The organism is Clostridium moutaii, from assembly GCF_041205085.1.
Taxonomy (GTDB): domain Bacteria; phylum Bacillota; class Clostridia; order Clostridiales; family Clostridiaceae; genus Clostridium_B; species Clostridium_B moutaii.
This window is the reverse complement of sequence record NZ_JBGEWD010000012.1, coordinates 36,745-50,571: the sequence shown is the minus strand read 5'-3', so window position 1 is coordinate 50,571 and position 13,827 is coordinate 36,745. Positions and strand designations below refer to the sequence as shown.

Sequence of the window (13,827 nt, the reverse complement as noted above, 5' to 3'; positions counted from 1 at the left end):
GGCTGCCAATTTAAAATAAATATAAAAATATAAAGAGGTGTAATTATGTTTTTTAAAGGAAAGATAAAGAAGATTGTACATGTAGAGGGAATGAGCTGTCAGCATTGTGTTAATCATGTAAAGTCAGCATTGGAGTCAATAGAAGGTGTTTCAAATGCCAAGGTGGATTTGGACAGTAAGACTGCCATTATAAAATCTTCGTCTGAAATCAATAACTCTGATATAGAAGCAGCTGTCAAGGATGCAGGTTATGAAGTAAAAAGCATAGAATAAGCAAATTTAATATGTCTTAATTGAATATTAAAATGGCCAATGAACAATTTTTCATTGGCTGTTTTAATTTATTCAGGTTCATTTAGATAAATTATTGACATTTATGAAGTATTAAAATATACTAATGGTATAAACATATGAACAAGTACTCATATATTCATATGTATATTTATACTTACATACTCATAATTTCGATTTTGCTAAAACTTTGAAAAGTAAAAGGAACTATTAGAACGGAATAAAAATAACAGGGGGAGGGAACTTAAATGAATGTCGTTGCTGATGGAAAGCTAAATGACAGTAGAATTATAAATATTAAAGATAATAATAAAAAGAGAGAGTTCATGCTGGAAAATTTATGCTGTGCCAATTGTGCTAATAAAATTGAAAATCAAGTAAAAAATATTCCCGAAATAAAAACTGCATATTTGAATTTCTTATCTAAAAAACTTATTGTACAATTGGAAGATGAAGAAAAACTGGATTGTGTTATAAAAAAGATAGAAAAAATAGTCCACAAAATAGAACCAGAAGTAAAGGTATTATATGAGATGAAAAACGGTGAATTAGAAAAAAACGAAGATGGCTCTGAGAAAAAAAAGTATAATATTGAAAATATAATTTTGGGTATAGGTGTTCTGATTTATGCCAGTGCCATAATCTTTAAGTTTCAATTTAGAATAGAATTGGCATTATATTTAATAAGCTACCTTATAATCGGGCAAGAAGTGTTATTAAAAGCGATTAAGAATATAGGCAGAGGTCAGGTGTTTGATGAAAATTTTTTAATGTGCATTGCAAGTATTGGGGCTTTTTGCATTAAACAGTTCCCAGAGGCTGTGGCAGTAATGTTGTTTTATAGAATTGGTGAATATTTTCAGGATAGAGCAGTAGATCATTCTAGAAAGTCTATATCTGATTTGATGAATATAAAGCCGGATTTTGCCAACGTAAAATCAAATGGTGAGATAAAGAAAGTAGATCCGGAAGATGTAAATGTGGGAGATATAATATTAGTTAAGCCTGGAGAAAAAATACCTCTGGATGGAGAAATAGTAGAGGGTAATTCTATGATAGATACCTCAGCGCTGACTGGTGAATCACTTCCTAGGGAGGTTTCCATAGATGACGAGGTATTGGGAGGATTTATAAATAAAAATGGAGTCATGTCTGTAAAAGTAACTAAAGCATTTGGACAATCTACTGTAGCCAAAATATTGGATTTGGTTGAAAATGCCAGCAGTAAAAAAGCTCCTACTGAAAATTTTATAACTAAATTTGCCAGATATTATACTCCCGCAGTAGTTGTATTATCTTTTATGCTGGCAGTACTGCCACCACTTTTGGTAACCGGGGCAACTTTTTCAACTTGGTTTTACAGGGCATTGGTATTTCTAGTTGTATCCTGTCCATGTGCATTGGTTATATCCGTGCCTCTAGGATTTTTTGGAGGTATAGGAAGTGCTTCTAAAAATGGCATTCTCATAAAAGGAGGGAATTATTTAGAAGCATTAAATTATGTAAATACAGTTGTATTCGATAAAACTGGAACTTTAACTAAAGGAGTATTTAAGGTCACAAAAGTTAAAGCCTATGGTAATTTTAAGGAGGAGGATGTTTTGAAATATGCATCATTTGCGGAAGCGTATTCTAATCATCCTATTGCCGTCTCCATTTTAAAAGCTTATAACCAAGAAGTAGAAAGAAATTTAATAAAAGACTACAGTGAAATTCCAGGTAAAGGCATAAGGGCCACCATAGATGAATGTGAAATATTAGCGGGAAACGAAAATTTTATGTCTGATAAAGGAATTTTATGTGAGCAGGTTGAGTCAGTGGGGACTATAGTGCATGTGGCTTTGAATAACAGCTATGTTGGGTATGTAATCATATCTGATGAGCTGAGAGAAGATTCTCGAAAGGCAGTAAAAGATTTAAAAAATCAAGAGATAAAAAAAGTGGCAATGTTAACTGGAGATAATTCTTTGGTGGGGAAAAAGATAGCTGAAAGTATTGGGTTAGATGAGGTGTATGCGGAGCTTCTCCCAGATGAAAAGGTAGAAAAATTAGAAGAAATATATAATGAAAACGGTAAAAATGGGAAATTAATATTTGTAGGAGATGGAATTAATGATGCTCCGGTACTTGCAAGAGCAGATGTGGGAGTGGCTATGGGAGGTATTGGTTCAGATGCGGCTATAGAAGCTGCAGATGTAGTTATAATGACGGATGAACCTTCTAAAGTATCAGTGGCCATCAAAATAGCCAGGAACACAAAAAAAATAGTTACACAAAATATAGTATTTGCCCTAGGGGTAAAGTTTATAATTATGATTTTGGGAGCTGTGGGAATTGCAAATATATGGGAAGCTGTATTTGGAGATGTGGGAGTTGCCCTTATAGCAGTGTTGAATTCCATGAGAACCATGAAATTTGACAATGAATAAGTTGAGAATATCAAGAAAATTGTACTATGCAGGCAGGGCTTTATATAAGCATCTGCCTGTTGTGAATTTAGGAAAGAAGTAATTGGAGATATTTTGCCATATGGGGATGTGTATGCTCTGTATTTTGTTATATAATATATATAAGAATTGGAGAGTAGGAGGACAAATATGCTAGAAAAGTTGTATGAGTTGCAAAATGGTACGGATATAAGAGGAATCGCCATTGAAAATAGGGAAAAAGATATAAATTTGACTGCTGAAAGGGTAAAGAAGATAATTCGGGGATTTGTAATATGGCTTGAAAACAAAAAAGGTATAGGAAGCGATAAACTAAAAATTGCAGTAGGCATGGATTCAAGGTTGTCAGGTCCTGAGCTTAAAGATGTTATATCAAGGGAACTTTTGAATTTAGGATGTACTGTATATGATTGTGATCTTTGCACTACACCAGCTATGTTTATGACTACTGTGCACCCTAGTTATAAATGCCAGGGTTCTATTATGATAACAGCAAGTCACTTGCCATATTATTATAACGGATTAAAATTTTTTACTGAAAGTGGTGGGTGTGAGAAGGAAGATATAAAGTATATATTGACAGAGGCTTCAAATAATAATTGTAAAATAACCTGTGATAAAGGTAAAATTTTAAAAGTAGATTTTATAACTGAATATTCCAATCTATTGGTTAAAAAGATCAGAAAAGGTATAAATTCAAAGATCAATTATGACAAACCGTTATTGGGATTTAAAATTATTGTAGATGGAGGTAATGGAGCAGGGGGATTTTTTACAAGTAAGGTTTTAGAACCTTTGGGAGCAGAGACTGATGGAAGCCAATTCATTGATCCAGATGGAAGATTTCCCAATCATATCCCGAATCCGGAGGCTAAAGAAGCCATGGAATCTATAAAAAGTGCAGTAATTGAAAATAAAGCAGATATGGGTATAGTGTTTGATGCGGATGTGGATAGGGCAGCTATTGTAGATGACAGTGGTAAAGGTATAAACAGAAATACACTGATAGCTTTAGTATCTTCCATAGTTTTGGAAGAACATCCAGGTACTACTATAGTCACTGATTCTGTAACTTCAAAAGGGCTAAATGAATTTATTCAAAATTTAGGTGGAAAACACCATAGATTTAAAAGAGGCTATAGAAATGTTATAAACGAGGGTATAAGGTTAAACCATGAAGGGGAAAAGTGCTTTTTAGCCATTGAGACTTCAGGTCATGCAGCTCTAAAGGAGAACTATTTTTTAGATGACGGAGCTTATTTAATAGCCAAAATATTGGTGAAAATGGCCAAAATACAAGAAAAGGGAAAAAATATAGAAAGTTTAATAGATACTTTAAAGATTCCCCTGGAGAGTTTAGAATTTAGATTTGATATTTTAAATGAGAATTTTAAAGATTATGGCTTTAAAATAATAGAAAATTTAGGAAAATATGTAAAAGAAATTAAGAGATGGAATGTAGCACCTCATAATTACGAGGGAATAAGAGTGGATTGTGACAGGTCAAATGGAGATGGATGGTTTTTGCTGAGGCTTTCACTTCACGAACCAGTATTATGCCTAAATATTGAATCGGACGTTACAGGAGGATCAAAAATAATCATAGATAAGTTAAAATCCTTTTTAATGAATTATAAAGATTTAAATATTAATAGCTTTAAATAAGCGTATATTTTTAAGATATATGTAGTGATGTGTTATATTAAATCCTGCAATTTATACTATACATGTTAAAAATGATATACTATAATATAATATAGTATATCATTTTTATATCTATAATATTTAAGAAGGAGAAAACAAGCATGATTTTCTATGATGATAACAATTTAGATATAATAGAAAAAGATTTAAGATATCTTCAATTATTATCTAGGGAATATCCAACAATATCCAGTGCAAGTACGGAGATTATAAATCTTCAGGCTATATTGAACCTGCCTAAAGCTACGGAACATTTTATAAGTGATATTCATGGGGAGTATGAATCCTTTACTCACATGCTTCGAAATGCATCTGGAGTAATAAAGAGAAAAATAGACGATGTATTTGGAAATTCACTGAGAGAGGAACAAAAGGCGGCACTGGCAACAGTAGTATATTATCCGGAAAGAAAATTGGAGTTAATTAAGGAAAAAGAAGAGAATCTACAGGATTGGTATAGAATAACCTTATATCAGTTAATTGAATTGTGTAAAAATGTATCTTCAAAATATACTCGTTCTAAAGTTAGAAAGGCTTTGCCCAAAGATTTTTCATATATAATAGAAGAGCTTCTTCATGAGCAGGATGACAGAGTGGACAAACAAGCTTACTATAATGGTATAATAAAGACTATTATAGATATTGATCGTGCTCCTGAATTTATTATAGTAATCTCAAATGTAATACAGAGATTAGTAGTTGATAGGCTGCATATTATAGGGGATATATATGACAGGGGACCTGGAGCTGAAATCATAGTTGATGCGCTTATGAAGCATCATTCTGTAGATGTTCAATGGGGAAATCATGATATGTTATGGATGGGGGCGGCTTCTGGCTGCAGATCCTGTGTAGCTAACGTATTGAGAATATCACTTAGGTATGCAAACTTAAATACTGTTGAAGATGGATATGGAATAAATCTGCTTCCTCTTGCAACTTTTGCCTTGGAATTTTATAATAATGATCCTTGTAAAAATTTTATTCCTAAAACTTTAGACAAGGATATAAATAAAAATGAGCTTCAGTTATTGGCAAAAATGCATAAGGCCATATCTATAATGCAGTTTAAAATAGAAGGTCAGATAATAAAAAGACATCCTGAATTTAAAATGGAAGACAGGTTATTACTGGATAAAATAAATAGAGAAAAATGGGAAATAAGTATATATGGTCATATTTATAAATTGAATGACACTGAATTTCCTACTGTAGACTGGAATGATCCTTATAAATTGACGGATAGAGAACAGGAAATTATTGAAAAGCTGACTAGCTCTTTTGTAAACAGTGAAAAACTACAGAGACATATTAAATTTTTATATGGAAAAGGCAGTATGTATTTAGTTTATAATTCAAATCTTCTCTATCATGGATGCATTCCGCTGAATAAGGATGGGAGTCTTAGAGAAGTCAAGATAGGAAAAATAAGTTACAGGGGAAAGGAACTTTTAGACAGATATGATCGTATAGCCAGGGATGCATTTTTCCTTAAATGCAATAGCAAGGGCAAAAAATATGCTATGGACATGATGTGGTATATGTGGTGCGGAGAGGATTCACCTATGTTTGGAAAAATCAGGATGACCACTTTTGAAAGATATTTCATTGATGATGATAAGGCTCATTGCGAACCAAAAAACTATTATTATCAATATAGGGACAATGAGCAGGTATGTAGAAATATATTATCGGAATTCAATTTAGACCCAGATAGCTCCCATATTATAAATGGACACATTCCAGTAAAGACCAAGGAAGGTGAAAGCCCCATAAAGGCAAATGGAAAACTGCTTGTAATAGATGGAGGATTTTGCAAGGCATATCAGCCTGAGACTGGAATTGCAGGATATACTTTAATATATAATTCCTATGGATTATTACTTACTTCTCACGAACCTTTTTCAGCTATAAAAAATGCTATAGAAGAGGACAAGGATATTATATCATCTACAATAATTTTGGAACATGTAGCTAAAAGAAAAAGAGTAGCAGATACGGATATAGGAAAAGAACTTAAAAAACAGATAGCCGATCTGGAGAAACTTTTAATAGCCTACAGAAAGGGACTTATCAAAGAATATAATAACCAGGTGGAATGAGGTTATAGATTGATAGCTGCTTCACAGCAATCTTAATATTTGCCGTGAAGCAGTTATAACAATGAAGAAAATATTTTGCAAAAAGCCTCAAAAGCTTTAATGAGAGGTGATAAACTGTCAAAGTATTTATCAGAAATCCTCTTGCTGTTTTGAAGATCTTGAAAAAATAAGTTTTCAAGTTCCTCTGTGGTTTCCTGGTCGTAAATCATTGCATTTATCTCATAATTTAATTCATAACTTCTTATATCCATATTGGCAGTGCCTATAGTACATATTTTGCCGTCTATACTAGTGGTTTTAGAATGGACAAAACAGTTCTTATTGTAGAAATAAACTTTTACTCCGTTTTTAATTAAGTCCTCAAGATAAGTCCTGGATGCATAGTATACAAGTATGTGATCATATCTGCCAGGGAATAGAATACGTACGTCTACTCCGCTTAAGGATGCAACTTTGATTGCATTCAATATGCTTTCTGTAGGCACAAAATAAGGGGTGGTAATGTAGATATGTTCTTTAGCCATACTTATCATTTTTAAAACTGATTGTTCGATAGCTGGAAATTCAGAATCCGGGCCGCTCTTTACAAGTTGCATTAATTTGTTATTACTATTAGAGGAAGCCTGGGGAAAAAATTCTTCAAAATTTCCATCATAGAAAAAGTATTCTTCATTTGCAGCTTTTATTGTAGCAAAGTCATCTATAAATACAGCCTGGAGGCCCAATACAAAATCTCCCTTTACCATTATATGAGTATCGCGCCAATAGCCATATTTACTTTTCCCGACGTATTCATTTCCTATATTTATTCCACCTACAAAGCCCACCTTGCCATCGATAACTACTATTTTTCTATGATCTCTATAGTTTATTTGAGTATTTATATGTCTTAAAATTGGAGCTAAGAAATATGAATATTGCACTAAGTCGACACCAGCTTTTTTTAGATCCTGTATAAAATTTTTGCTTAATTTTATACATCCTACCCTATCAAGTATAAGTCTTACAGTTACTCCTTCTAAGGCTTTTTTTATCAATATGTCCTTTATTTCATTTCCTGTTTCATCACTTTTTATTATAAAATATTCCATGTGAATATGATGTTTTGCTTTTAAAAGCTCTTTTTTTAAACAGATGAATTTTTCCAACCCATTTTTAAATAGCACTATGGAGTTGTTTGTAAATAAAGGCGATTCACTGTTTTTGGAAAGAAGTTCAATTAGGGGAGTATAAGTATTGTCTCCTATGTTTTTTGTAGCTTCATATATTAATTCCTCTATGTTTATATTTGTCTGGTCATGAAGTTTGTGCTTTTTCCAGTTTCTTCCCAAAAACATGTAAGCTATTAAACCAAAAGGCGGTAATAGTATGAAAACAGCTAACCAGGCAATTGTTTTTTCAGGATTTTTTCTTTCCAAAATTATAACGATTATAGATAGTATGGCGTTAATTAAAAATGTAAGGTAAAAAATATTACGCATTTTTTATTACCTCCTGAGTATTTGATTTTATCAAGTGATTCTTGGGTTTAAGCGGAGTTTGCCCATAAGGAATACTTTTCCGTACCTGAACCATTCAGGGTCACAGCAATTGCTTATCCACACCTTGCAAAGCTGCGGCCTTAGCAATGATATCCATTGGATAAATAAAAATATTATAAGTAATTTTTTTATTATAACATATATATTTACAAAATTTATAAATGTATGGATAAAAATAATTTTTTACTTTTTAAAGGATTTTTATTTTCAGTGTAGAAATTCTATAAATAGAAAATATAATAAAGGGGACTGAACTGATGAATTTTGATTTTGACGAAATAATATATTATTCTGCAGTACCTATTTTTGTAGTGTTATTTATTTTCCTTTTAATAGTTTTTATTAAAAATTTAAAAAATAATAAGAAATAATTCAAATAAATTTCACAAATTTTTATAAGTGAAATACAGTACAACCTGTGTTATAATGTTAATATAAATTATAATAAAATCCATTATAAAAACTGGGAGGGAAGAAATTGTTAAAATGCCAAGTATGTGGTAAACCAGCGGATAAGCATCATATAGTTTATAGAAGTCAGGGAGGCGTAGATTTTCCTTTGAATTTTAAATATTTATGTCCAGAACATCATAGGGGAGAATACGGACCGCATAAAAATAAAAAGTTGGATTTAGAATATAAACTGGAAATGCAGAAAAAGCTTGAAGAATTGCTTTGTAAGGAGTTTTATACGTTGGATGAATTAGTAACCCTTCTTCAAATAAATAAGGGTATGTTAAAAAAACTTTTAAAAGAATATAAATTATATAAAGAGGGATATAGAAGTTTTGATGTGATATACAGACTTATGGGGAGAAAGACATACACAGAATATATGATGGAAGAATATTATGATTTTATAGCAAATTTCTAATAACAGCTGTTTCAAAATACACTTTATAGTAAGGGTATTAAATGAAATTAAAGATAAATTGCAAGTTGATCATTTTAAACTTGCAAGTTATTATAAAAATATCTACTAAAACACTAATTAATAAAATTATCTCTAAATAAGCACTTTATATTAACTTAAATTTTACAAAATAAAATAAAGGGATAATGGATATAGTCGCTTTCCAAAAAAATTAAGTTAGATAAGGGGGTTATTGACATGAAAGAGAATATACTTATGTTGTTAACGCTGGAGGAAATAAGTAATATAACTAAAGGCTTGAAAATTGCAATTGATGCTGTAAATGAGGACAATGTAAAGATTGATGAAAAGTTAGTGGATAATATAGAGGACGTGCTTAGAAAATTACTTCAAGTAGAAGCTGAATGTTCGAAGTAGTATTTACTAAAATCCTATGCTGTTAGGTCAATTATTATCTGGAATCTATATTTTTCTATAATAAATATTAGTAGTGATAATTGGCCTATTAGTAAGGCTTAAATTTCGATGAACATTCTAGCTGTCTAATTGAGTTATTATAATGACTTGAAAAGAAATACAGAATTTTAGCATTAAAATAAAGATATTAAGGAGTAGAAATATATGAATATAGCATTTTTTCTCACACCTAAGGCAGATGTAGTTTATGAGACACCACACTCAACTATGAGACAAGCACTGGAGAGAATGGAGTTGTATAGGTATACAGCTATTCCACTTATTGATAATAAAGGTAAATATGTGGGTACGCTCACAGAAGGAGATTTACTTTGGAAGTTGAAAAACACTCCTGATTTGAACTTTAAGAATACAGACAAGGTACTTCTAAAAGAAATTTCCATGCGGATGAACAATAAATCAGTTCGAATTAATTCTGATATGAAAGATTTGATATCACTTGCTGTAAATCAAAATTTCGTACCAGTCATAGATGATAAAGATGTATTTATAGGAATTATAAAACGAAGTGATATAATAAATTATTGTTATAAAGGGTTATTTAATAAAAATTGCAGCCTAGCTGGTAAAATAGAAGAATGATTTTAATTAAAATCATTCTTCTATAAAAATACATGTTGACATTATAAAATTCAAGTGATATCATATACTTAATTTAAATATTAAATCCTTTGACGAGGAAGAGTAACTATATAATTAAGTTATAGAGAGTTGAGAATGGTGAAATCTCAATACTGGATATGTAGTGAATGGACCTAAGAGGAGTAAATTGAAATCTACTCAGGTAGAAAGTAGTGGTTAACGTTAGCCGTACGTTATAACGGATAGGATATGTTTGTATCTGAAAAAGGGGTGTTTAATAGACACAATTTAGGTGGTACCGCGGATATCTCCGTCCTAGTTTTTAGGATGGAGTTTTTTTATGGAAAAATATAGACATTGGTGGTGTTTATTATGTTATGAAAGAAATATTTCTCTCTCAATTATTGTATAAACTTAGGGATTGGCTTAGGGTTTAATATTTAAAATTATAATTTTAGGAGAGTGCCAATTATGAACTTAAAAAAAATGATTATAAATTCTATACTGCTTGCGATTGGTGCAGTATTGCATCAAGTTGTGCCTCCAATATTATTTGGAATGAAACCAGATATATCTCTTGCCATGCTTTTTATAATACTTATATTGAACAGGGATTACAAGACTTGTGTTTGTTCGGGTGTTGTGGCAGGTATTTTAGCGGCAGCAACTACAACTTTTCCCGGAGGACAATTTGCAAATGTAATTGACAAATTCATAACTATAAATGTAATGTTTATTTTAGTAAAACCTTTTAGGGATAAAGTGAATAATCAGATAAATATTGTATTGACTACAGCAATTGGAACAATAGTAAGTGGTACTGCATTTTTAACTGTGGTTTTGCTTACAGTAGGACTTGGGACTAGCTTTACGGCATTATTTTTAACTGTAGTTTTACCCGCAGCTGTTGTAAATACCATAGTGGGTGCAGTTTTATTTAATATAATAAATGTAGCAGTAAAAAGAGGGGCAGTAAAACAAATATAAATTATTAAAAAAATCAAGGGTGTGATTTTATATCCCTTGATTTTTTAAGTTATTTATTATATTTTTTTAATATTCCTTCAAGTATTCTGGCATAACGGCCTTTGTCTTTAGAAGCAGAGTTAAAAAACTCTCTTGCAGAATGAACCTTTAATTCTTCCGAGTGAAGTGCATCTTCACGTTTTGACTTATTTGCAAAAATTTCTCCTTCCAGCATCTGTCTTATATCCTGGAAGCAATCTCCCGCTATCATATTGTTTAATTCAGCACATGTGGCAGCATGTTCTATTTCTTCTTTTGCAAGAACTTTTAGTATTTCTGCAATTTCTCCATATCCCTGCCTTTGAGCTTGACGTGCTATAGCAGTATATAAACCAGCTTCTTTTGTTTCACCTTTAAAGGTTTGCTTTATTGATCTTTGGACATCAGTGCCTTCTGTATCTCCCAAGGTTGTTTCATAAGTTAGTTTTACATCAACAACAATTTCTTACTGACGTTATGAGATAATTAAAATTTATTTCTGTTTCCAATTTATTACCCCTCAGAAGTTTATGGTAATAATTATGTAATATTTACTATTATATTGTAAAGCATTTTTGACAAGTATTTAAGACTTTAATTACAGCTTGACAGTACAATAAATTTGTGAGAAACTTAACTTAATTGTTACATGTAATAGTTTTAAAAGTAAATATGACAAAAATAATATTAAAATATATAGGTGTATTTTTACTTAAAAGGGAAGTTAGATGAGAAGTCTACACGGTCCCGCCGCTGTAAAAGAGGAGTCCTTATAGATATACCACTGGGAAACTGGGAAGGTTATAAGGATGATGATCCCAAGTCAGAAGACCTGCCTATATTATTTGGAAACCGTTAAACTCTACGAGTGATAGGGAGGTGACTGTAATATAGAAATTTATATTGTTTTTTATAAATTTTAACCCCTCAGCGCTTCTAGCTAAGGGGTTAAATTTTTATTTAGAATTAAAATTGATTTTTAAATCTAAAATTGGAGGTAATAAGAAATGCATATTGAAGATGGTATTTTATCACCACAGGCTTGGGGAACATGGTATGCTATAAGTGCTATATTTATGATACCGGGCGTTAAAGAGATAAAAAAAAGAGTTAAAGAGAACTTATATTATAAACCTTTTTTGGCAATGGTAGGTGTAGCCGTATTTATTATATCTGTTATGCATATTCCTGTTCCTGTAACTGGTTCCAGTTCTCACCCCTGTGGTACGGCACTGGCGGCTATTATCGTGGGACCTTTTGCAACTGGTGTTATCTCAGCTATAGTATTGTTTTTCCAGGCAATATTCCTGGGACATGGAGGCATAACCACCATCGGCGCAAACACTTTTTCCATGGGTATAGCAGGAGGAATTTTAGGATATTTGTCATGGAAACTATTCAGATACTTTAAAAGCCCGATTTGGCTGGCCGCAGGAGTGGCAGGTTTTGTGGGAGATATAGTTACATATTTGGTAGCTGCTCTTGAACTTGCAATCAGCTTGCATGGAAATGTTCCTTTAGTTAAACAGTGGATGATATTCTTTTTAGGTTATGGTCCTACTCAATTGCCTTTAGCTATAGCAGAAGCAGTATTTACAGCATTGGTTCTTCAGGTCATGGTAAAAAGGCGTCCTGATTTGTTGCCGGGTGTACTTAGAAAGGAGGAGGCAAAATAATTATGGAATCAAGTGATAATATAAAAAATGGAAAGGGTACAAGCGTTAAATTTCTAGATGGATTTACTAGGGTTGTATTAATAGTAATGATAATTATATTTATTGTTATATTTGGGGCATCAAAATATATGGTCAATCATAAAATGAAAGCCGGAGGTACAGATGATAAGGTAAATACCATGGCATCCAATAAGCACAAACCCTTTATTGAATTACCTGGTGATGCACAGGTAGGAGCATTTACTGTAGCAGGTTTTTTTTCAGGTTTAATAGTGGGACATCACTGGGAAAAATTATTTGGTGAATCAGCTAGAAATAAAAAATCGTTAAAGGAAGAATAAATTATGGAACTATCTTCATTTGGTAAAATATCTGGTAATAAAAGTTTTTTACACCGTTTGGATGGAAGGGTAAAAACAACATTGTTTTTAAGTGCAATTATAATTGTAACTTTTTTTTCACACTGGTATCTAATAGTTTCTCTGTGGGTACTCTCTATAATTGGATATTATACCTTGAATATGCCCTGGAAAAGACTTATAAAGAGGCTTCTTATGCCCTTTAGTATAGCTTGGCTTGTGTTTGCAAGCATGTTATTTACAAATGGAGAACATGTTTTAACTTATATTCCATTTGCAGGATATCATTTTAATATCTACGGGGAAGGTCTTGTACTGGGAATTTTGTTAATGCTTAGAATAATGACAGCGGTTAGCCTGGCATGTGTACTTTCTTTCTGCACTCCGATGATTGAAATACTTGAAACACTCAGAATATTTAAAGTACCTTCAATTATGATAGATTTAGCCGATATGATGTACAGATATATATTTATAATTGAGGATACGGGAAAAAGTATGAGGCATGCTCAATTGAGCCGCATGGGGGATAATTCCGGCTGGATGCACCGTGCTGAAGATGCGGGGAAAATAGCAGTGTATATCATAATAGAATCCTTAGATCGCAGTGTGAGGGTTTACAATGCCATGTTGTCAAGAGGATATAACGAAGAGAGTAAACAAGCTAAATTTTTTACATACCCCATTCCAGCTAAGGACTTTCGCTTTGGAATATTAGGAACAGTTTTATTGGCAGCTTTAATTATTGCAAATATATTCATTTAAAGGA

At 32.0% G+C, this 13,827-nt stretch carries 13 protein-coding genes, 1 riboswitch and 1 other annotated feature; of the genes, 11 read left to right on the top strand and 2 right to left on the bottom strand.

The window, feature by feature from the left end:
• Positions 1-45: 45 nt before the first annotated feature.
• The 4 genes from AB8U03_RS12560 (at position 46) to AB8U03_RS12545 (ending at position 6,544) form a co-directional block, all read left to right on the top strand.
• Complete coding sequence (locus AB8U03_RS12560; RefSeq protein ID WP_369704899.1) at positions 46-273, top strand: heavy-metal-associated domain-containing protein; 228 nt, start codon at positions 46-48, stop codon at positions 271-273.
• 266 nt (positions 274-539) lie between these two features.
• Positions 540-2,720 carry a heavy metal translocating P-type ATPase gene (locus tag AB8U03_RS12555; RefSeq protein ID WP_369704898.1) on the top strand — a complete coding sequence of 727 codons (2,181 nt, stop codon included), beginning with the start codon at positions 540-542 and terminating at the stop codon, positions 2,718-2,720.
• A gap of 168 nt (positions 2,721-2,888) precedes the next feature.
• Positions 2,889-4,403, top strand: coding sequence for a phosphohexomutase domain-containing protein (locus AB8U03_RS12550; RefSeq protein WP_369704897.1), 1,515 nt, complete (start codon positions 2,889-2,891; stop codon positions 4,401-4,403).
• A 140-nt stretch (positions 4,404-4,543) separates the two neighbouring features.
• The gene (locus AB8U03_RS12545) at positions 4,544-6,544 is read left to right on the top strand and encodes a fructose-1,6-bisphosphatase (RefSeq protein WP_369704896.1); all 2,001 of its coding nucleotides are present in this window, start codon (positions 4,544-4,546) and stop codon (positions 6,542-6,544) included.
• Positions 6,545-6,597: 53 nt separating this feature from the next.
• On the opposite strand, the gene cls is transcribed toward AB8U03_RS12545, so the two are convergent.
• Positions 6,598-8,025 carry a cardiolipin synthase gene (cls, locus tag AB8U03_RS12540; protein WP_369704895.1) on the bottom strand — a complete coding sequence of 476 codons (1,428 nt, stop codon included), beginning with the start codon at positions 8,023-8,025 and terminating at the stop codon, positions 6,598-6,600.
• A 538-nt stretch (positions 8,026-8,563) separates the two neighbouring features.
• Between cls and AB8U03_RS12535 the strand changes: the two genes are divergently transcribed.
• The 4 genes from AB8U03_RS12535 to AB8U03_RS12520 all read left to right on the top strand — a co-directional run bounded on the left by AB8U03_RS12535 (position 8,564) and on the right by AB8U03_RS12520 (position 11,005).
• A complete protein-coding gene (locus AB8U03_RS12535) occupies positions 8,564-8,959 on the top strand; it encodes an HNH endonuclease (RefSeq protein ID WP_369704894.1) in 396 nt (131 codons plus the stop codon).
• A gap of 237 nt (positions 8,960-9,196) precedes the next feature.
• Complete coding sequence (locus AB8U03_RS12530; protein ID WP_369704893.1) at positions 9,197-9,376, top strand: hypothetical protein; 180 nt, start codon at positions 9,197-9,199, stop codon at positions 9,374-9,376.
• Positions 9,377-9,580: 204 nt separating this feature from the next.
• Positions 9,581-10,018: a CBS domain-containing protein gene (locus AB8U03_RS12525; RefSeq protein ID WP_369704892.1), complete on the top strand. Its 438-nt coding sequence runs from the start codon at positions 9,581-9,583 to the stop codon at positions 10,016-10,018.
• A gap of 80 nt (positions 10,019-10,098) precedes the next feature.
• Positions 10,099-10,339: a binding site (T-box leader), on the top strand.
• Positions 10,340-10,489: 150 nt separating this feature from the next.
• Complete coding sequence (locus AB8U03_RS12520; protein ID WP_369704891.1) at positions 10,490-11,005, top strand: tryptophan transporter; 516 nt, start codon at positions 10,490-10,492, stop codon at positions 11,003-11,005.
• Positions 11,006-11,054: 49 nt separating this feature from the next.
• On the opposite strand, the gene AB8U03_RS12515 is transcribed toward AB8U03_RS12520, so the two are convergent.
• Positions 11,055-11,450 (bottom strand): ferritin family protein, encoded by a 396-nt coding sequence (locus tag AB8U03_RS12515; protein WP_369704890.1) that lies wholly within the window; start codon positions 11,448-11,450, stop codon positions 11,055-11,057.
• A gap of 254 nt (positions 11,451-11,704) precedes the next feature.
• A riboswitch (cobalamin riboswitch) is annotated at positions 11,705-11,877 on the top strand.
• 153 nt (positions 11,878-12,030) lie between these two features.
• On the opposite strand from AB8U03_RS12515, the gene AB8U03_RS12510 reads away from it, so the two are divergent.
• Genes AB8U03_RS12510 through cbiQ form a run of 3 tightly spaced genes read left to right on the top strand, consistent with a single transcriptional unit; the run spans position 12,031 to position 13,823 of the window.
• On the top strand, positions 12,031-12,699 hold the full coding sequence (locus AB8U03_RS12510) for an energy-coupling factor ABC transporter permease (protein ID WP_369704889.1): 669 nt from the start codon (positions 12,031-12,033) through the stop codon (positions 12,697-12,699).
• 2 nt (positions 12,700-12,701) lie between these two features.
• Entirely contained in the window at positions 12,702-13,040 is a 339-nt protein-coding gene (locus AB8U03_RS12505) for a hypothetical protein (protein ID WP_369704888.1), read from the top strand.
• Positions 13,041-13,043: 3 nt separating this feature from the next.
• Complete coding sequence (cbiQ, locus tag AB8U03_RS12500; protein ID WP_369704887.1) at positions 13,044-13,823, top strand: cobalt ECF transporter T component CbiQ; 780 nt, start codon at positions 13,044-13,046, stop codon at positions 13,821-13,823.
• Positions 13,824-13,827 lie beyond the last annotated feature (4 nt).

Coding starts and splice junctions, on each gene's coding strand:
- AB8U03_RS12560 (WP_369704899.1), top strand. CDS start 46: ATGTTTTTTAAAGGAAAGATAAAGAAGATTGTACATGTAGAGGGAATG.
- AB8U03_RS12555 (WP_369704898.1), top strand. CDS start 540: ATGAATGTCGTTGCTGATGGAAAGCTAAATGACAGTAGAATTATAAAT.
- AB8U03_RS12550 (WP_369704897.1), top strand. CDS start 2,889: ATGCTAGAAAAGTTGTATGAGTTGCAAAATGGTACGGATATAAGAGGA.
- AB8U03_RS12545 (WP_369704896.1), top strand. CDS start 4,544: ATGATTTTCTATGATGATAACAATTTAGATATAATAGAAAAAGATTTA.
- cls (WP_369704895.1), bottom strand. CDS start 8,025: ATGCGTAATATTTTTTACCTTACATTTTTAATTAACGCCATACTATCT.
- AB8U03_RS12530 (WP_369704893.1), top strand. CDS start 9,197: ATGAAAGAGAATATACTTATGTTGTTAACGCTGGAGGAAATAAGTAAT.
- AB8U03_RS12525 (WP_369704892.1), top strand. CDS start 9,581: ATGAATATAGCATTTTTTCTCACACCTAAGGCAGATGTAGTTTATGAG.
- AB8U03_RS12520 (WP_369704891.1), top strand. CDS start 10,490: ATGAACTTAAAAAAAATGATTATAAATTCTATACTGCTTGCGATTGGT.
- AB8U03_RS12510 (WP_369704889.1), top strand. CDS start 12,031: ATGCATATTGAAGATGGTATTTTATCACCACAGGCTTGGGGAACATGG.
- AB8U03_RS12505 (WP_369704888.1), top strand. CDS start 12,702: ATGGAATCAAGTGATAATATAAAAAATGGAAAGGGTACAAGCGTTAAA.
- cbiQ (WP_369704887.1), top strand. CDS start 13,044: ATGGAACTATCTTCATTTGGTAAAATATCTGGTAATAAAAGTTTTTTA.